Origin of the sequence: Chryseobacterium culicis (assembly GCF_900108365.1) — a bacterium.
In the GTDB taxonomy this organism is placed as follows: domain Bacteria; phylum Bacteroidota; class Bacteroidia; order Flavobacteriales; family Weeksellaceae; genus Chryseobacterium; species Chryseobacterium culicis.
In genome coordinates, this window is record NZ_FNWQ01000001.1 from 360,214 (window position 1) to 379,972 (window position 19,759).

General features: G+C 36.8%; 16 protein-coding genes and 1 tRNA gene. 11 read left to right on the forward strand and 6 right to left on the reverse strand.

From position 1 onward, the window contains the following. Positions 1-13: 13 nt before the first annotated feature. Positions 14-2,293, reverse strand: coding sequence for a cytochrome-c oxidase, cbb3-type subunit I (gene ccoN / locus BLW74_RS01585; protein ID WP_089690609.1), 2,280 nt, complete (start codon positions 2,291-2,293; stop codon positions 14-16). A 184-nt stretch (positions 2,294-2,477) separates the two neighbouring features. Here ccoN and BLW74_RS01590 point away from each other — a divergent pair, with 184 nt between their 5' ends. The 4 genes from BLW74_RS01590 to BLW74_RS01605 all read left to right on the forward strand — a co-directional run bounded on the left by BLW74_RS01590 (position 2,478) and on the right by BLW74_RS01605 (position 5,622). Further along, complete coding sequence (locus BLW74_RS01590; protein WP_089689718.1) at positions 2,478-2,771, forward strand: helix-turn-helix domain-containing protein; 294 nt, start codon at positions 2,478-2,480, stop codon at positions 2,769-2,771. A 312-nt stretch (positions 2,772-3,083) separates the two neighbouring features. Next, positions 3,084-4,502 (forward strand): amino acid permease, encoded by a 1,419-nt coding sequence (locus BLW74_RS01595; protein ID WP_089689719.1) that lies wholly within the window; start codon positions 3,084-3,086, stop codon positions 4,500-4,502. Positions 4,503-4,602: 100 nt separating this feature from the next. After that, a complete protein-coding gene (locus BLW74_RS01600; RefSeq protein WP_228424724.1) occupies positions 4,603-4,794 on the forward strand; it encodes an agmatine deiminase family protein in 192 nt (63 codons plus the stop codon). Between the two features lie 192 nt (positions 4,795-4,986). After that, positions 4,987-5,622 (forward strand): HdeD family acid-resistance protein, encoded by a 636-nt coding sequence (locus BLW74_RS01605; protein ID WP_089689720.1) that lies wholly within the window; start codon positions 4,987-4,989, stop codon positions 5,620-5,622. 276 nt (positions 5,623-5,898) lie between these two features. Here BLW74_RS01605 and BLW74_RS01610 read toward each other — a convergent pair. After that, a tRNA-Gln gene (locus BLW74_RS01610) sits at positions 5,899-5,969 on the reverse strand. A gap of 99 nt (positions 5,970-6,068) precedes the next feature. On the opposite strand from BLW74_RS01610, the gene BLW74_RS01615 reads away from it, so the two are divergent. From BLW74_RS01615 to BLW74_RS01630, 4 genes are all read left to right on the forward strand, one after another. Beyond that, on the forward strand, positions 6,069-7,088 hold the full coding sequence (locus tag BLW74_RS01615; RefSeq protein ID WP_089690613.1) for an AMP-binding protein: 1,020 nt from the start codon (positions 6,069-6,071) through the stop codon (positions 7,086-7,088). Between the two features lie 10 nt (positions 7,089-7,098). After that, complete coding sequence (arfB, locus tag BLW74_RS01620) at positions 7,099-7,491, forward strand: alternative ribosome rescue aminoacyl-tRNA hydrolase ArfB (protein WP_089689721.1); 393 nt, start codon at positions 7,099-7,101, stop codon at positions 7,489-7,491. 294 nt (positions 7,492-7,785) lie between these two features. Continuing rightward, complete coding sequence (locus tag BLW74_RS01625; protein WP_089689722.1) at positions 7,786-8,166, forward strand: GreA/GreB family elongation factor; 381 nt, start codon at positions 7,786-7,788, stop codon at positions 8,164-8,166. Positions 8,167-8,624: 458 nt separating this feature from the next. Then, complete coding sequence (locus BLW74_RS01630) at positions 8,625-9,599, forward strand: deoxyhypusine synthase family protein (protein ID WP_047097747.1); 975 nt, start codon at positions 8,625-8,627, stop codon at positions 9,597-9,599. 302 nt (positions 9,600-9,901) lie between these two features. Here the strand turns inward: BLW74_RS01630 and BLW74_RS22290 are convergent, their stop codons facing one another. Then, on the reverse strand, positions 9,902-10,048 hold the full coding sequence (locus BLW74_RS22290) for a hypothetical protein (protein ID WP_164976697.1): 147 nt from the start codon (positions 10,046-10,048) through the stop codon (positions 9,902-9,904). Positions 10,049-10,122: 74 nt separating this feature from the next. Between BLW74_RS22290 and BLW74_RS01640 the strand changes: the two genes are divergently transcribed. Beyond that, positions 10,123-10,419: an MGMT family protein gene (locus BLW74_RS01640; RefSeq protein ID WP_089689724.1), complete on the forward strand. Its 297-nt coding sequence runs from the start codon at positions 10,123-10,125 to the stop codon at positions 10,417-10,419. A 294-nt stretch (positions 10,420-10,713) separates the two neighbouring features. On the opposite strand, the gene BLW74_RS01645 is transcribed toward BLW74_RS01640, so the two are convergent. Together BLW74_RS01645 and htpG are read right to left on the reverse strand one after the other, a co-directional pair. Beyond that, positions 10,714-11,106 (reverse strand): helix-turn-helix transcriptional regulator, encoded by a 393-nt coding sequence (locus tag BLW74_RS01645; RefSeq protein ID WP_089689725.1) that lies wholly within the window; start codon positions 11,104-11,106, stop codon positions 10,714-10,716. 523 nt (positions 11,107-11,629) lie between these two features. Beyond that, the gene (gene htpG / locus BLW74_RS01650; protein ID WP_089689726.1) at positions 11,630-13,522 is read right to left on the reverse strand and encodes a molecular chaperone HtpG; all 1,893 of its coding nucleotides are present in this window, start codon (positions 13,520-13,522) and stop codon (positions 11,630-11,632) included. Between the two features lie 158 nt (positions 13,523-13,680). On the opposite strand from htpG, the gene BLW74_RS01655 reads away from it, so the two are divergent. Then, the gene (locus BLW74_RS01655) at positions 13,681-16,581 is read left to right on the forward strand and encodes an alpha/beta hydrolase family protein (protein WP_089689727.1); all 2,901 of its coding nucleotides are present in this window, start codon (positions 13,681-13,683) and stop codon (positions 16,579-16,581) included. Positions 16,582-16,737: 156 nt separating this feature from the next. Next, positions 16,738-18,171 carry a hypothetical protein gene (locus tag BLW74_RS01660; protein ID WP_089689728.1) on the forward strand — a complete coding sequence of 478 codons (1,434 nt, stop codon included), beginning with the start codon at positions 16,738-16,740 and terminating at the stop codon, positions 18,169-18,171. Positions 18,172-18,495: 324 nt separating this feature from the next. Here BLW74_RS01660 and recA read toward each other — a convergent pair whose 3' ends face one another. Beyond that, positions 18,496-19,497: a recombinase RecA gene (recA, locus tag BLW74_RS01665; RefSeq protein WP_047419990.1), complete on the reverse strand. Its 1,002-nt coding sequence runs from the start codon at positions 19,495-19,497 to the stop codon at positions 18,496-18,498. Positions 19,498-19,759: the final 262 nt, after the last annotated feature.

The following is a 19,759-nucleotide window of genomic DNA, read 5'->3' on the forward strand; positions in this document are numbered from 1 at the left end:
TCAATTTTAAATGTTACTCTACACTTGCGGTTTGTACCTGTGTTGTTTTAATATCTGTGCCTAATCTCTGCAGATATGCGATCATTGCTACAATTTCTCTCTGTTCAAGCGGCACATAAGAAGATCCTTTTGCTGTTTTCTCTTTGATCATCTGATCCTTTACATCTGTTGCTTCAGCATAAATTCTCTGTACAATGGCTTTTGACTGGTTATCTGCCCATTGGTTGGCAGAATCTATCTGAGCTTTTGTATAAGGAACATCGAAGGCATTTTTCATCAGCTTCATTTTATCCACCATTTGTGTTTTGTCCAGTTTATTGGTAATTAACCAGGGAAAACGGGGCATGATAGAACCGGCAGATGTAATTCTTGGGTTATACATATGTTTGAAATGCCATGAATCAGGGTTTCTTCCTCCTTCTCTGTGCAGATCCGGTCCTGTTCTTTTAGATCCCCATAAAAATGGTCTGTCATATACAAATTCTCCAGCTTTCGAATACTGTCCGTTTTTTCCTTCAAACCTTACCACCTCATCACGGAAAGGTCTTATCATCTGAGAGTGGCAGGCATTACAGCCTTCACGGATATAAAGGTCTCTTCCTTCGAGTTCCAGTGGAGTATAGGGTTTTACTGCTGTAATTGTAGGAACGCTTTGCTTCAGAGAAAGGGTAGGAACAATTTCCACCAATCCACCGATTGCTATAGTAATGAAAGCTAATACAGAAAGGAGAGTGGGAGTTCTTTCCAGCCAAAGGTGTACGCCTTCGCCTTCTTTTCTTGAACTTCCGATATTGGCTAATGCAGGAGCCTCCGCAGGAACATTTTTTTGGAATGAACCGGCTTTAATCGTTTTGATCACATTGACCACCATCAAAATTGCTCCAGACAGATAAAGAACACCTCCCAGGAATCTCATCTTAAAGTAAGGAATGATTGCAGTAACAGTATCCAGCCAGTTTTTCCATAATAACGTTCCGTCCGGATTGAACTGCTTCCACATTAATCCCTGAGTAAATCCTGAAATGTACATAGGAACGGCATAAAAGATGATTCCCAATGTTCCCAGCCAGAAGTGCCAGTTGGCCAGTTTTTTAGACCAGAGGGATGTTCTCCACATAATCGGAACCAGATAATATACCACCCCGAATGCCATGAAACCATTCCATCCAAGAGCTCCTAAGTGTACGTGGCCAATCACCCAGTCGGTATAGTGACCAATTTTATTTAATGATTTTGTTGCTAATAAAGGTCCTTCGAAAGTAGCCATACCGTAGCAAGTAACAGCCACTACAAAGAATTTCAGAATCGGGTTTTCTCTTACTTTATCCCAGGCTCCTCTTAACGTAAGGAGACCATTCAGCATTCCTCCCCATGACGGTGCAATAAGCATAATGGAGAAACCTGTTCCCACTGCCTGTGCCCAAGCCGGTAAAGCGGTATACTGCAGGTGGTGAGGCCCGGCCCAAAGGTATACAAAGATCAGCGACCAGAAGTGAATAATGGATAGTTTGTATGAGAATACCGGTCGCTGAGCTGCTTTAGGCATAAAATAATACATCAGACCTAATACCGGAGTCGTTAATACGAATGCTACCGCATTGTGCCCATACCACCATTGTACTAATGCATCTTTTACCCCTGCATATACAGAATAAGATTTCCAGCTGGTGAAAGATAAAGGAACCTCCAGATTATTGAAGATGTGAAGCATCGCTACCGCAATCCAGGTGGCTATGTAGAACCAGATGGCGACGTATAAATGTCTCACTCTTCTTTTGGCAATCGTTCCGAACATATTGATTCCGAAAATAATCCATGAGAATGCAATTAAGATATCAATAGGCCATTCGTGCTCGGCATATTCTTTAGAAGTATTGATTCCCATTAGGAATGTAATCACTACAGTTACAATCATAAACTGCCAGGACCAGAAGTGAAGCCATGAAAGCGTATCACTGTACATTCTGGTTTTAAGAAGTCTCTGCATACTGTAGTAAGCGCCACAGAAAAAGGAATTACATACGAAAGCAAAAATAACAGCACTGGTATGAAGCATTCTGATTCTTCCGAAGCCCATCGCTCCCTGAGTATTAATCAGCCCCTGAATATTACCCGAAGCTAAGCTTTTAATAGTTGTATCATCCGTACCGAATAAAAATTCAGGCAATTCAGGATAAAAAAGCATCAATGCAGCTGTAAGCCCCAGCAGAAATCCTACAAGTCCGAATGCGACAGTCGCATAGAGGAATGCTCTGACAATATTATTGTCATAATTAAATTTTTGCGTCTCCATAAATTCCAATAGTGTTTACCGAAGTGATATTTTCTCCGAAAAAAGGCGTATTTTTAAGTCTTTTTTATGTTGAAAATAAATATCATGTAACGTGTATAATGTTTTGCCAAAGGTATTTATTAACTTTGTTAGAGGCTAATAGCTAATCTTCTAAAATATACCGAAAACTACTAAAACAAAAGCGATGAAAGTTTGTGGACAAAATATCAGGAAAATACGCAGGAGCAGAGACCTTACGCAGGAATATATGGCTTTTGAAATGGGTATTTCCCAAAAGGCATATTCCGATATTGAGAATTCCAAGGTGAAAATCAATCTGGATATACTGACTAAAATATCTGATATTTTAGACATCAAACCATCCGATATCTGTAGTATTTCGCATAAGTGTGGAAATGATGAATATGAAGATAAATACCAAAGCCTTTTGGAATACATGAAAAAGAATAATATTTCGGTTCCGAAAGAGTTTCTATAAACTTCTGCCTTCCACTTTTACATTCAATTTAAATCAGTATAACAAGTGATCTCTTTCTTATTGAAAGAGATCATTTTTTTTGAGGCAGGTTCACAGGGAATGTCAAATGATTTCGTATTAAAATTTAAAAATCAAACATAATTTCCATCCGTAAAGTCTGTTTCAGTAAAGGTATTTCGAATTTTATAAAGAATAGAGTAAAATAAAAAAAGGAGTTCCGTTCCGGGATGAGGTTGAATTCTCAATTTACCCCATGGAATATGAATTTCTCTGAAAAGTTTTTATATATTTAGCGACCGAATAATTCATTCAATGAGCAACGAAAATAAAACAGGACAAAACGAGACTTTAGTTAGAGGATTAACAAACCGACACATACAATTAATTGCCCTTGGAGGTGCCATAGGAACAGGGTTATTTCTGGGAATTGGACCCGCTGCCGTACTAGCAGGGCCATCCGTAATTTTGGGCTACGCTTTGGCAGGAATTATCGCCTTCTTTATTATGCGTCAGCTGGGTGAAATGGTAGTTCAGGAACCTGTTTCGGGAAGTTTCAGCTACTTTGCCTACAAATATTGGGGAAATTTCCCGGGATTTGCTTCCGGATGGAACTACTGGATTCTCTATATTCTGGTAAGTATGGCAGAGCTTACGGCAATTGGGCATTACATTCATTTCTGGTGGCCGGAAATACCACTCTGGGTGTCCAGTTTGTTTTTCTTTGTTGTCATTAATGCGCTTAACCTTGCTTCGGTAAAGGTTTACGGAGAAACGGAATTCTGGTTTTCCATCATCAAAGTAGTGGCTATTATTGCGATGATTATTTTCGGAGTCTATCTTTTAATAAGCGGCACAGGAGGAGAAAAGGCATCCATTACCAATCTGTGGAACGATGGCGGATTCTTCCCGAAAGGACTATTTCATAAAACAGAAAACGGGTATTCGGGATTATTTGCCGCTATGGCAATGATTATGTTCTCGTTTGGCGGGCTTGAACTTATTGGTATTACCGCCGCAGAAGCTAAAAATCCGGAAAAAACAATTCCTCAGGCAACCAATCAGGTCATCTACAGAATTCTTATTTTCTACGTCGGTGCTTTGGTGATCCTGTTTTCATTAAGCCCATGGAGAGATATTACAGAAGGCTCCAGCCCTTTTGTAATGGTGTTTCAAAACCTGAATGGCCTTGAGTTCAGCCTTTTTGGTAAAGTTATTCAGTTCAATACATTGATTGCGAATGTTCTTAACCTGATTGTTTTAACAGCTGCTCTGTCAGTATATAACAGCAGTGTTTACAGTAACAGCAGAATGCTTTTCGGGCTGGCTCAACAGGGCAATGCTCCGAAATTCCTGAGAAAACTGAATAAAAACGCTGTTCCTACGAATGCAATTATTGTATCTTCATGCTTTGCCGGAATCTGTATCATTATCAATAAATTAGTGCCGGAAAAAGCTTTCGAATACCTGATGGCTTTGGTGGTCTCCACATTGATCATCAACTGGCTGATGATATGCTACACCCACTTGAAATTTAAGAAATCTATCAATGCAGAACAAATTCACTCCAAATTCCCCTCTATATTCTATCCGATATCCAATTACATCTGTATCGCATTTTTGGTGCTGATTTTAGGGCTGATGAGTATTACTGGGATGGAAATTCAGGTGATTCTTATTCCGGTATGGATTGGCTTCCTGTTTGTAATGTATAAATTATATAAACCGAAATAACAGGATAAAACAGATATTGATCCGTTTGGAAAGGTGAAAATCAAATGATTTTCACCTTTTTTATTGCAGTAATTTAAGACATGAAATATAACCATCTTTATTGATTTTCTGGCTGGAAGGAGTAAGAGGATTAGACGTTACCGATATGCATATTGACGGTGCTAATAAAATTATTCAGGATCAGTATCCTGGCAGAAAAGTAATAGGAATAGATGTACTAAACCTATATGAAAATGGAGGAATGGTACACTGCATAACCCAACAGCAGCCTGCCAGAAATCGGGAAAGATAATTCAAGAATAAATTAGCTGTAATGATGTTTTTTTGTGAAAACAATTCGCAGAATACAACGCTTTGCTAGGTAATTTTTTGTATATTGGTAAAGGTTATATTTCAAATTCAGGTGAAAATTATAATCTGTTTGGAATACCTGCGGATAAGCCGAAACCGTTACAAAAAGTAGGCAGAACCAAAAAAGACACCTATGGCCAATTTATTTCAAACGTTCACCAACACTGTAAAACACTGGTATATTCCCTTAATCTTCGGAATTCTTTTCCTGATCTGTGGTTTTTATGTATTTAGTGTACCTATTGCTACCTACGTTACACTCTCTATCCTTTTCAGTGTTTCATTCTTATTTTCGGGAATTACCGAAATATTCTTTTCTTTACAAAACAGTAAATCCCTGCAAGGATGGGGATGGTTTCTTGTAAGCGGATTATTAACGACTGCTATTGGCGTTTATCTTATCGCAAATCCGCAGATTTCAATGTCGGTACTCCCGTTTGTTATCGGGTTTACTTTTCTGTTCCGGTCATTTCAATTACTGGGATTCGCATTTGATCTTAAAAGTATGAGAATAATGAGCTGGGGAAATGTAGCACTTGCAAGCATTGGAGGAATTGTTTTTTCCCTGCTGCTGATATTTAATCCGGTATTTACAGGAATTTCACTGGTTACGCTTACTGGTGTTTCGTTTATTTTTATGGGGATTGCCTCCATTATGCTGGCCTTAGATTTAAGAAAGGTTAAAAAGATTCCGGGTAAAGTAAGTCAGGAATTAAGGGACAGAATTCAATCTATACAGGAAGAAATTGATGGTTTAAAAAATAAATAATACATCATTAGACAGATCAACAAAACCATCTCTTGGGCATGTCCATAGATAGTGTTTTATTATGCAGTACTAAGATTGAATTATTGGTATCATCATATTCAAATTTCAGGCTGCTGAGTCCTGCGTTTTAGGAATTAAAAGGGCGGCATTTCAGAATTGAAAAGAATTAGAAATAACGTTTTTCATGATTTATTCTTTTAAGATGTTATTTCAAGTTACATTCAGAAACATGCATTAAATAAAAAACAAAAACCACCCTTTAAAAAGGATGGTTTGTAGACTCACAGGGATTCGAACCCCAGATGACTGAACCAAAATCAGTAGTGTTACCGCTACACCATGAGTCTCTGTTTGTTTTAGTGGTGCAAATTTACAGCTTTTTTCTTTACATACAAGAACTTTTTGAAATTTTTTTTAAATTTACTGTAGAATTATTCCCGGAAAATATGCTGATAGACTTCAATAATCTCAATATTAATAAATTATCGTTTGATACCGAATTTGAAAAGAAAGTGAAAATTTTTCTGGAAGAATGGTTTTCAGAAACAACAAAAGTACACGTACAGACATCGGGTTCTACAGGGGTTCCGAAAATTTTTGAAATTGAGAAAAAGAAAATGATCAATTCTGCAGTGATGACCTGTAATTTTTTAGGATTAAAAGAAGGAGATTCTGCATTGCTTTGTCTGCCTGTAGAATATATATCAGGTAAAATGATGATTGTACGTGCTATAGAAAGAAAATTAAAACTTAGAATTGCAGATCCTTCTCTGAAACCTGTTGAAGACCTGGAAGAAGAAACAGATTTTTGTGCGATGACCCCGCTTCAGGTGGAAAACTCGCTGGAAAAGCTTCATCTGATTAAGAATCTGATCATAGGAGGTGCTGCGGTCTCAGAAAGCCTGAAAAATAAGATGCTCCAAATGAAACTTAGTAATTCCAATCGTATTTTTGAAACCTACGGAATGTCTGAAACCCTTTCTCATATTGGCTTAAAACAGCTCATGCCGGAGCAGGAAGATTACTTTACTGTTTTTGAAAATGTATCCATTTCCCTGGATGACAGAGGATGTTTGAAGATCTCAGCACCTAATGTAAATGCTTCTGAACTGCAAACTAATGATTTAGTTGATATTAAAAATGAAAAACATTTTAAATTTCTCGGAAGAATTGATAATGTGATCAATTCCGGAGGCGCAAAAATCTTTCCGGAAACCCTTGAAGCGCTGGTGAAGAAAGAAATCCCGAACGAGGCCCTATTTATTGGCTTGCCGGACGAGAGTTTGGGACAGAAATTGATACTTGTCATAGAAGGAAATGAATCACAGGAAATAGTAAAGAAAATTTCAGAGATACCTTTTAAGAAGAATTTTCACAGACCAAAAGAAGTGATCTTTATAAGTGAAATGCCGAGAACTCCCAATGGAAAAGTAAACAGAACGGAACTCTATAAAAAAATAATATAAACCACTAAAAATGAAAGACTTTTCAAAAGAACTCAGTTTCAAAACTTCCCGCAGCAGCGGGGCAGGCGGACAAAACGTCAATAAAGTGGAAACTGCTGTTACAGTACTTTGGAAAGTGGATGCATCAGATTTTTTTGGTGAAGATGAGAAAATACTGATTCAGCATACACTGAAAAACAGAATCAATGCAGATGGTTTTTTATTTCTCACCGTTTCCGAAAGCAGAACTCAGCTGATGAACAAAAATAAAGCGGTGGAAAAGATTATTGAGATCGTAAACAAAGCGCTTATTGTTCCCAAAAAGAGGACTGCCACAAAACCATCAAAAGGACAGAAACAAAAACGACTGGATAACAAAAAAAAGCTTTCTGATAAGAAAGAAAACAGACGTTTCCGTTTTTAAACACTATATTTGTAATTGTACATAAGAATTAATTATCATGACAGCAACAATTTCTTTACCAGCAGAAAGCCAGCAATCGGGATTGTTGATGTCTTTACTTTATCTTCACACAGATTCTTTTCTAAAAAGTTCTAAGGACTTCATCATCTAGTCCCTGTCAGGATCCAAGACAGGGAAGAAATTTCGTTTTATACTATTTTTTGCAGTTTTCTATAGAAGAAGGCTGTTGTATGCCTGCATTCTACATTGGATCAATGGAAAATAACTGCATCTTAATTTTAAAAAATAAAGAAAATGTCAAGTCAAATTATTGTAACCACCGGAATTTATGATGCCATAAAAGATACACTCAGAAGAAAAAAAGTGAGCATCGGAGAAGAAAAAAGGCTTACTGAAGAACTTAGAAAAGCAAAACAGGTGCTGAGGAGAGATCTTCCTGCTGATATAGTCACAGTAGACAGAAAAGTAACGTTAAAAGACCACACCTTGAACTTTGAACACGAATATATTTTTGTGCCTTCTACCAAAGCAAAGCTTAAGAAGAATAAACATTCCATCCTGTCAGATATTGCTCTTGCGGTTGTAGGATACAAAGTAGGAGATATCATAGATTGGCCTTTCAGAGATGGGGAAAGGAAAATTGAGATTTTGAAGGTGGAAGCCTGGGAAGGCTAAAGCTTTGTTGAAAATATTAAATTAAATTACGATGAAAGCGCGGCTCATTTTGGGTCGTGCTTTTTTATAAACTTTTAATGTTGGAAAACGCAAAGCCGCAAATTTTTTGATATGGCTCCGACTAAGTCGCGAGGATTTTATCTTCGATAAAATTTTATATTGCACAATTTATCTTTTTATCTCACACTAATTTTTAATAGTATAAAAATCTGTGTGATTTGTGTGATCTGTGCAAAAATGATGCTTTCCCTTGCTGAAAATCTAATATTGAGCGAAGCCGAAATATTCTTGTGCCTTAAAATATTCACAAAGCTTTAAAGTCCTTTTTGCCCTTGCGATTTCCAGCAACTTATACTCTTCTATTTAACAAATGATAAAAAATGCTTCTCTATCACACTTTCTTCAGGTGCGTTGACGGCATTCCGTTTTTAAGTTTTATCTTTGCAAAAATTAAAAAAATGAGCAAACCGATAACTGAATTCATAGAAAAGTATTACCTGCACTTCAACGCAGCTGCATTGGTGGATGCTTCTAAAGGATATGTTGCACATCTTAAAGATGGCGGAAAAATGATGATTACTTTAGCAGGAGCAATGTCTACTGCTGAATTGGGAAAGATTCTTGCTGAAATGATCCGTCAGGGAAAAGTAGATTTTATCTCTTGTACAGGGGCTAACCTTGAAGAAGATTTAATGAACCTTGTAGCACACTCGCACTATGAAAGAGTTCCTCATTATAGAGATTTAACAGCTCAGGATGAGTGGGATCTTTTGGAAAGAGGTCTGAACAGAGTTACTGATACCTGTATCCCTGAAGAAGAAGCTTTCAGAAGATTACAGAAGCATATCGTAGAGATCTGGAAAGATGCAGAAGCTAAAGGAGAAAGATACTTCCCGCACGAATTTATGTACAAAATGATCCTTTCAGGAGTATTGGAGCAGTACTATGAAATTCCTAGAGAAAACTCATGGATGATTGCTGCTGCAGAGGCTAACTTACCAATCGTAGTACCAGGATGGGAAGATTCTACAATGGGTAATATCTTTGCTTCTTACTGTATCAAAGGTGAGCTTAAAGCTACGACAATGAAATCGGGTATTGAATATATGACTTATCTTGCTGACTGGTATACTAAAAACTCAGGAGGAAAGGGAGTAGGATTCTTCCAGATTGGCGGAGGAATCGCAGGAGATTTCCCTATCTGCGTTGTTCCAATGCTTTATCAGGATATGGAAATGCATGACATTCCTTTCTGGTCTTACTTCTGCCAGATTTCAGATTCAACTACCTCTTACGGTTCATATTCAGGAGCTGTTCCCAATGAGAAAATTACCTGGGGAAAACTGGATATCACTACACCAAAATTCATTGTTGAAAGTGATGCAACAATCTGTGCACCATTGATGTTCTCTTATATCTTAGAAAACGCTTAAGAATAAATCTCACCAGAGATTACAATAACAGCGCTTCAATTCATTTGAAGCGCTTTTTTATTTCTTTGAAAAAATAAATATTAGACCATTTAATCCATTAAGATTAGTGAAGAAGATAAGAATAATTAAGTTTCATCTTTGATGAAAATAAAGCATGCAGCTAAATACAATTCAACGATATACAATTTTATCAAAGATAAAATCCTCGCGGCTTAGTAGGAGCCATGTAAAAAATTGCGACTTTGCGTTTTCCAAAAAGTACACATAAACATTTATAAAAATCTGTGCAATCCGGGGGGAAATCAATCCAACGAATTCACCAGCACAAAATAACGGTACGCCAGAATACCCTTTTCTACTTTAGTCAGGTGGTTAGGGTCTTTATTACTCAGTTTCGGAAGTACTTTTTTATTAACCGCATTCAGCAGTCTGAAAAATGATTTTTTCATATCTTTATCTTTTAATGAAACATCACCGAATTTTATAGAGTTCAAAAATGATGCAAAAAAAATAGGAGACAGCTATGGATGAAATTTTTAAACAGCAGGTCTACGAAGTGGCAAGACTTATTCCCAAAGGAAGAGTTTCCACGTACGGCGCGATAGCAAAGGCTGTTGGCTATCCTAATCATTCCAGACATGTAGGGAAAGCTATGGGTGGATGCCCGAAAGATGTTCCTGCGCACCGCGTGATTTCCAGTTCAGGAGTATTATCTGTTCCGGAATTTCAGCCTAAACTGGAAGCAGAAGGGATTACTATAGAACATCTTAGGATAAAAAACTTTAAAAAACTGTTCTGGGATCCTTTGGAGGAATTGTAAATTTAAAAGAAAGTAAATGAAAACTTTCTTTAATCAAAGCTTTTATTTATTTTCTTTACTATTTAAGTGAGCAAGCAAAGCGGGAGTCAATGAAATTGATTTTTTCTAAGGGAATCTATCACTCATCACAGCTCCATCAAGGAAAAAGTTGCAGCTTTTGCCTCCTGGAATAAAGCATAGAAAAATTAATCCTTTGCGTCAAAAAACTCACCCATCAACACTGCAAAGCAAAAAAAATGTCACTCCATAATTTAATAGAAGTGACATCAATATTTTTAAAGGATTCAAACTGTATTATTTTCTTGCTTTTGGGAGACCTTTCAACTCTTCTTTCAGCCTTTCGTTCTCCTCTTTTAATAGATCAATATAGTTTTGAAGGTTTTTAATGATATCTCCGGGGATATTATCATAGTTGTTCTGGGTAGTAATGATTCCCGCAGAAGAAGATCTGTCATTAAATACTGGATGGTTATTATTAACAACTACTGTAGCTTCTTCCTCTTCATAAATATCTTCAACCGGTACATTCAAAAAACGGGCAATTTTATCCCACTCCTCCCTTACGATCCTGACATCGCCGCTTTCTTTTCTGCTGTAATTAGATACATCTGTTGCAATAAAGTCAGCTACCTGCTGTTGAGTGTAGCCTTTTTGCTTTCTGATGACGCGTAATTTTTCTTTTTGCATGACCTACATTTTATACAAAAATGGCAAAAAAGCATAAGCTATACAATAAAAAGTAGAAAAAAATAGGCAGTAATGAATAAGATTAAGGATAAAATGAAACTAAACTTAAAAACAGAAGTGTTATCGGATTTAATTGTTGAAAATTTCCTTTAATTACTCCTTTGATTCATAATAACTTCCTGTTGATCAAAAATATATAGCAAGAGACAAAATTTTAACCGATAAGGCTTAGATTAACTATTGATGATTTTCAGACTGTTTTTAGATTGATGGAAAACGCAGGGGCGCAAAGATTTCCTAAGCACTATAAATATGTAAGGCGCAAGAATATTTCGACTTCGCTCAATATTCAATTTTCAGCAAGAATTAATTCTTACAGTATTAGGAATACGAAATTTTATCGTAGATAAAATCCTTGCGTTCTAAAGCATAAATTATAAAAAACTTGCGTCCTTGCGTTTTCCCAACCTTCTGTAGGCAAAAAAAAAAGACTGCTTCAAAATGAAACAGTCTTTTCTATATATTATTTTTCAAGCTGCTTATAGCTTCTCTGTATAAAATCTGTAAGGTCTTTTCCTTTCAGTAAGTTTTGGGAAAGCTTGGCAAGATCCAGCGCGTATTTAATTAAACGCTCTTTTTCTTCCGTATTCTCAGTTTTTAAAATCTGATTAGAAAGCTCGCTGTTCGAATTGACCACAAGATTGTACATCTCCGGGAAACCTCCCATTCCGAACATTCCGCCACCGCCTGTCGCCTGCATTTCTTTCATTCTTCTCATAAATTCAGGCTGGGTAATGGTAAAGGGAGCATCGTTGCTGTCAAGATCTTCCAGCTGAACCGTAAATTTAGAATCCTGAATAACCTCTTCTACGTTCTTTTTTAAAGCTTCTTTTTCTGTTTCATTCAGTTTTGAAATTACCGGCTCGTCTTTTTTAATCAGATTATTCACATGATCAGCATCTACTCTTGCAAAAGAAATATTATCTTTTGAAGTTTCAAGCTTCTGAATCACATGCGAAATAATAGGAGAATCCAATAACAGTACTTCATATCCTTTGTCTCTTGCAGATTGGATATAGCTGTGCTGCTCATCAGCATTGGTAGCATACAATACGACCAGTTTATTATCTTTATCAGTCTGCATTGGTTTGATTTTCTCTACCAGTTCATCCCAAAGGAAATATTTACCGTCTGTTGTAGGGTATAGTGTGAATTTATCTGCTTTTTCAGCAAATTTATCTTCGGTAACAATTCCGTATTCAATAACTACCTTGATGTCATTCCATTTTTGCTCATAATCTTCGCGGTTTTCGTTGATCAGAGATGCCATCTTGTCGGCTACTTTTTTCGTGATGTAAGAAGAAATTTTCTTTACAGCACCGTCTGCCTGAAGGTAAGAACGGGAAACGTTCAACGGGATATCCGGAGAATCAATAACTCCTCTCAGAAGCATCAGGAAGTCTGGTACGATCCCTTTAACTTCATCTGTTACGAATACCTGATTTTGGTATAACTGAATTTTATCCTTGTCAATATTCAGATTATTGTTCAGCTTAGGGAAGAACAAAATCCCGGTAAGATTGAAAGGGTAATCCACATTCAGGTGGATGTTGAATAATGGTTCTTCAAACTGCATTGGATACAGCTCGTGGTAGAACTTCATATAATCTTCGTTGGTCAGTTCGCTTGGAGCAATGGTCCATGCCGGTACCGGATTATTGATGATATTGTCTACCTCTTCCGTTTCAGCTACAGCATCTTCCGGAGCGTCTTCCGGTAATGGAAGTGTATGTGTCTTAGTCCCGAACTTGATTGGAACAGGCATGAATTTGTTATACTTTAATAACAGTTCACGGATTTTTCCTTCTTCTAAAAATTCTAAAGAATCTTCTGCGATATGAAGGATGATTTCTGTTCCTCTGTCCGTTTTATCAGTTGTTTCTTCAAGAGTAAATTCAGGGCTTCCGTCGCAGATCCAACGTACAGCGGGCTCATCTTTATAAGATTTTGTAAGGATCTCCACTTTTTCTGCTACCATAAACGCAGAGTAAAACCCAAGACCAAAATGTCCGATAATGCCTGAATCTTTCGCAGAATCTTTATATTTTTCCAAAAACTCTTCAGCTCCTGAGAAAGCAACCTGGTTAATGTATTTCTCTACTTCTTCACCCGTCATCCCAATGCCCTGGTCAATAATGCGTAAAGTTTTCTGGTCTTTATCAATTTTAACCTCAAGTTTTGGATTTCCGTATTCAACTTTTGCTTCACCAATGCTTGTTAAATGTTTTAATTTTAAAGTGGCATCAGTTGCATTTGAGATTAATTCTCTTAAGAATATTTCGTGGTCACTGTAAAGAAATTTTTTAATAAGCGGGAAAATGTTTTCCACAGATACATTAATATTTCCTTTAGTCATCATATTTAATAATTTTTAATTTTCAGATATTTCTCAAAAAAAATACCATCCGGAGGAATGTGACAGAATGACATTTTTTTTCTGTCCCTAACCCATAGGTCTATTTTGTTGATTTTTCAAAGAAATACCTTACTTTTAATTCTTAAAATTCTTTAAAAATGAAGTTGAAATGTACAGTTTTCATTCTGCTCATCATGACCTGTTTTGTGAATGCGCAGAAAAAGCCTTTAGATCATTCTGTTTATGACAGTTGGCAAAATATAGGTTCGAGAAAAATTTCCAATGATGGAAAGTGGATCGCCTATTCCGTGGATGCCCAGGAGGGAAACCCAGACCTTTTTTTATATTCGGTAAAAAATAAAACCTCAAAGAAATTTCCAAGAGCTATAAAGTTGAATTTTACCAATGATTCAAGATTTGCTGTTTTTCAAATCCGCCCGCAGTATAAAGATATAAAAGCGGTAAAAGACAAAAAGCTCAAACAAAATAAACTCACGAAAGACAGTCTTGCCATTGTAGATTTCCTTCATGATACAACAGAGAAAATCCCGAATGTAAAAGGTTTTAAAACACCTGAGAAAGCAGGTTCTTATGTCGCCTATCTTTTGGAAAATACAAAAGACAAATCTTCAGATGACGATGCAGAGAAGGAAGATGGAGACGAAAAGAAGGATGAGGAAAAAAATGCAAAACCCTTGCAGCTGGTGGTGCAAAATCTTTTGGATGGAAAAAGTACAACATATGATAATGTAGTACGTTATGAGTTCAGCAAAAACGGAAAGCAGCTGGTTTTTGTGACTAAAAAGCCCGAAGAGAAAATCGGTAAGAATAAGAAGGAAAAGAAAGATTCACTGAATAATACCTCTGAGGATAAAAAAGTTACTGACAAATCAAAACCAAAGAAGTATACCCTTCAGAAGGTACAGGTACTCGATCTGCAAAAAGGAACTGTCAGTAAGATCTCTGAAATGGAAGGCGATTTTTCACAATTGGCTTTCGATGAAGAAGGAAACCAGCTGGCTTATGTAGGTACTTCTTCCGCACAGAATGATCTGGTGAAATTGTATCAGCTGTATTACTTTAATTTTAAAGGAAACAAAAAAGAAATTGTAACCAATGAAAATGCCCAGATGAAAAAGAACTGGGTGATTTCTGAAAACCGCTTACCCTTATTCAGTAAAAACGGAAAACAGCTGTATTTCGGTGTTGCCCCAAAACCTGTTGCAAAAGATACTGCAATGATTGCAAATGACCATGCTGTAGTTGATATCTGGAATTACAGGGATGATTATCTTCAAACGGTACAGCTAAAAGAACTGAAAAATGACCTGAAAAAATCTTATGCCGCAGTAATGCAGACAGAAAAGCCGGATTTCTTCAGAAATATTGATGGAGAAGATCTGGATACGTTAAGATTGGTTAATGAAGGAAATGCAGAGTTTGCATTAGGTATTACAAGTATCAATAACCGTATTTCGTCACAGTGGGAAGGCTCTACCAGGAAAACCTATTTTCTTATTGATAATAAAACAGGGGAGAGAACAGAAATTATTAAAGATCTGAATGGTGCAGTTGCCGTATCTCCGCTTGGAAATTTTGTTGTGATTTTTGACAGAGAAAAAGGAAAATGGTTGAGTTATAATGTGAAAACAAAGCAGACAATTCCGTTAAGCAGCGGCTTGCCTGTTTCCTTCGTTGACGAGGAATTTGATATGCCGGATTTTCCAAACTCTTACGGTATTGCATCATGGACAGATAAAGATGAATCCGTCATTATCAGAGACCGTTATGATCTTTGGGAATTTTTCCTGAACGGTGCCAAAAAAACAAGAAATATCACCAATGGATATGGGCGTAAGAATAAAATAACATTTGAGACTTATGATCTAGATAAAGATATTAAAAGCTTAAACAGAAAATCAGCTATTTATCTATCTGCATTTGATAATACGACCAAAGCGAACGGGATTTTCAAAACATCTATTCATTCGAATGCTGATCCTGTAAAAATTCAGATGGAAAATGTATGGGGGTACAGAACTCTTCAGAAAGCAAAAAATGCTGAGGAATATATTTTGGTAAAAGAATCGTACACAGATTCTCCCGATATTTTTGCAGCATCAGATTTCTCCCAACAGCAAAAGCTGAGCAATACCAATCCACAGCAGAGTCAGTATAACTGGGGAACAGATGAATTGGTAAACTGGACCACACCAAAAGGAAATACCTCCACAGGAATTTTATACAAGCCGGAAGATTTTGATCCGAATAAAAAATATCCTATGATTGTCTATTTTTATGAAAAACTTTCAGATAATCTAAACCGTTATGTAGCACCGGCACCAACCCCATCAAGATTAAATATTTCTTATTTTGTGAGCAACGGATATCTGGTTTTTACCCCTGATATTTCTTACAAAGATGGTTTTCCCGGAGAATCTGCAATGGAATACATCAATTCCGGAGTTGAGAAGCTGAAGCAAAATTCATGGGTAGATGGAAATAAAATAGGAATTCAGGGACAAAGCTGGGGCGGTTATCAGGTAGCCTATCTTATCGCTCATACCAATATGTACGCAGCTGCATGGAGTGGAGCCCCTGTGGTGAACATGACTTCCGCTTACGGAGGAATCCGGTGGACATCAGGAATGAACAGACAGTTTCAGTATGAAAAGTCGCAGAGCAGATTAGGAAAAAATCTCTGGGAAGCTCCGGATCTTTATATCAAAAACTCACCGCTATTTACCATCAACCAGGTAAAAACCCCGGTAGTGATTATGAGTAACGATAAAGATGGAGCGGTGCCTTGGTACCAGGGAATCGAAATGTTTACCGCATTACGCCGTCTCGGAAAACCAGTATGGCTTCTGAATTATAACGGAGATGATCACAATCTTATGAAACGCCAGAACAGGAAAGATATTCAGATCCGAGAACAGCAGTTTTTTGATTATTATCTGAAAGGAGCTAAAGCTCCGGTCTGGATGACAAAAGGTGTTCCAGCCACCCAAAAAGGAAAAGATTGGGGATTTGAGCTGACAGATGAGAAACCTGACTAATAAAATTCCGGCGGAGCCTTTGGCTCCGCCGGAATTTTTTATTTCAAAATATATTTTCAGAAAAACAATGAATAAGAAACTGACACAATGGCATTTTTTTTATGATGGGTCTGTTGATCGCTTTTATTATATTTACCGCCAATTATAAATAACAGTATGGGAATCTTTGATTTTTTTAAGAAAAAGAATAACAATCAGGAAAATGTGAGTACTTCGGTTCAGGAAATGGAAAGGCCGGAGGAAAAGGCAGTAGAGGAAGTGGTGGAAGAAGTGATGGAAACAGCACAGGAAATTCCCTTACAACAGGTAGAAGAGCCAAAAGTAAATGAGGAATTTGAAAAAATCAGGATTTATAACGATTATATCGTGTATTCTATTGCACTTCAGCTAAGAGGTGAGTATACGCCTCTTTCTGCTTTTCAAAAAGAAAATGGTGAAGTAGAAGGTTTTGCCTATATGGTAACCGAAGATGCCTATGCACTTCCTCCGCAGCAGGCTATTGCGCAGATGGAAGAAAAGTTTGAAGCTGAACTTGAGGCAGGAAAAATCAAATCTTATATGATCCTTTATCATTCTCAGTTCGATCATAATGGTAACCACACTCCGGCAATTCAGGAGGGTGATTTCAAAGGAATTTCTCTTGCGTATCACTTTGCAGGTCATGATAAGGTAAAAACAGGCCTTCCGTATGTTTTTGAAAATCAAAATGTCACTTATAAAGGTTTTGCCGAGTTTTCTCATGAAGAGAATAATACCATCATGAGTCATCAGTTAGTGGATGGTAGAGATTATTTCCAGAATACAGAAGGAATTACAGCTCCTGAAATGACAAATGAAGCAGGAATCATCATCAGAAAATCCAATGTTCATAATCTTGTGAATACATGGAGCGGGATTTTTGGACATCAGAATTTCCAAACTAAAGATTACGGTCAGTATCTTACAACTATTTTGATGCAGTCTACTGTTGCTGATCCTACGGGAGAAAATAAAAGCAAAACGGAATTTGAAGATGTAAGATTCAAAACAATTGTGACGGATGAACTGAGCACGATCATTCCGGAAGTAAAGACTGATTATGTTTTAGATTTTGAAACAAGATCAATCAGAGAATGGGAAAATGCACTGAATTTACAGGCGATTGTGGCAGGACCTGCCAGAAATACTTTTGGAGTCTGGTTTTTTGCTACAGATTATGCTGAAAACAGAAATACCTATCTTACACAGCCTCATTTGAAAGTAAATATAAGCGGAGTTGTTTTAATCCTTGATGTTCATACCCATACTGATTTACCGGATGGTACGAAAATGAGTGAAGACTTCACGACTTATGTACCAAGCCAGGATCTTCCTAATTATGCATGTTTTGATTTCATTGCTCAACTGGTTGACTTTAAAGAAACAGAATTGCTTGATGACCGAAGTGTAAAAGGCTATATTCTGAAGTTGAAGCTGATTACAAATGAAGAAAATGAAGACTTCTTCACAATTGATGCTTTTGTAAATAAAGAAAACATGAGAATGGAAACGCTTACCAAAGGAATGAAAGTAACCGGAGCCGTTCAGCTGCAGGGTAAAATTGCTGAATAATTTTTTAAAAAATATAAAAACTTGAGGAGGTTGTTCTACGGAATGACCTCTTTTCTATTTCTGGTAATTAGCTTATGATTTAAACGCGAAGAAATAATAAATAATTCGAAAGCTGATCCTAAGGAAGCAAAGATTTGCAATTTTGCCGCTGAAGAAGCTGTGATTAATACTTTCGCTTAGTAAGAATCAATGAAATTGATTCCACCCTTTACTCTCTTAAAAATATTGCAGAATACAAATAAAACTTTGCGTTAAAAAAAAAGCACCATTAAAAAAACAAAAAAGGCAATCCGAAGACTGCCTTTTCTGTATTTTTCTGAAAAATTATTTGTTTTTCATTTCTTCTTTGATCTTGTTTTCCAATTCTTCGGAAAGATCAGGATTATCTTTCAAAACATCTTTTACAGCATCACGTCCCTGACCCAGCTTGGTTTCTTCATAGCTGAACCATGAACCGCTCTTCTTCACAATTCCCATATCTACAGCAGTATCAAGAATTTCTCCTACTTTAGAAACTCCTTCTCCGTACATGATATCAAATTCTGCCTGTTTGAAAGGAGGTGCTACTTTGTTTTTCACGATTTTCACTTTCACACGGCTACCGATAGCTTCATCACCTTGTTTGATAGGTGCACTTGCTTTTCTGATATCAATTCTTACAGAAGCGTAGAATTTAAGGGCATTACCTCCGGTAGTTGTTTCAGGATTTCCGAACATTACTCCAATTTTTTCTCTCAACTGGTTGATGAAGATTACGGTACACTTCGTTCTTGAAATCGTAGCAGTCAGTTTTCTTAATGCCTGAGACATTAATCTTGCGTGAAGACCCATTTTTGAATCTCCCATTTCTCCTTCAATCTCTGCTTTTGGAGTAAGAGCAGCTACGGAGTCAATAACAACAATATCAATAGCTCCAGAACGGATTAAGTTATCCGCAATTTCTAAAGCCTGCTCACCGTTGTCCGGCTGAGAAATGATCAGGTTTTCAAGATCAATTCCTAATTTTGCAGCATACGTTCTGTCAAAAGCGTGCTCTGCATCAATGAATGCAGCAATACCGCCTGCTTTTTGAGCTTCAGCAATAGCATGAAGGGTCAAAGTTGTTTTACCTGAAGATTCAGGACCATATATTTCAATGATTCTTCCTTTTGGATATCCGCCTATTCCTAAAGCAATATCTAAACCTAAAGAACCGGAAGGAATAACTTCTATTGTATTGTCTATAGATTCATCACCTAAAGTCATTACCGTTCCCTTACCATATGTTTTATCTAGCTTGTCAAGCACTAAAGCGAGTGCTTTTTTCTTATCATCAATGTTACTCATCTCTATTAAAATAATTTCTCAAAAGTACGTAATTTAAATATCAAAAGCTAATATTTTTTATCCCGGAAAGCTGTTTTTAGAGTTAAAAAATGATAAAATTTTATTACTGATCTCATTCATAACGAAGCAGATGCAGCATGTGGTATCTAAAGTGTTTTTTGCTAAATAAGAGAAGCTGTTTCTGCTGGAAATCGCAAAGGCGCTATTTATGTGGAATGCTTTTGTTTTTAAGGCGCAAAAAATTTTATCTCCGATAAAATTG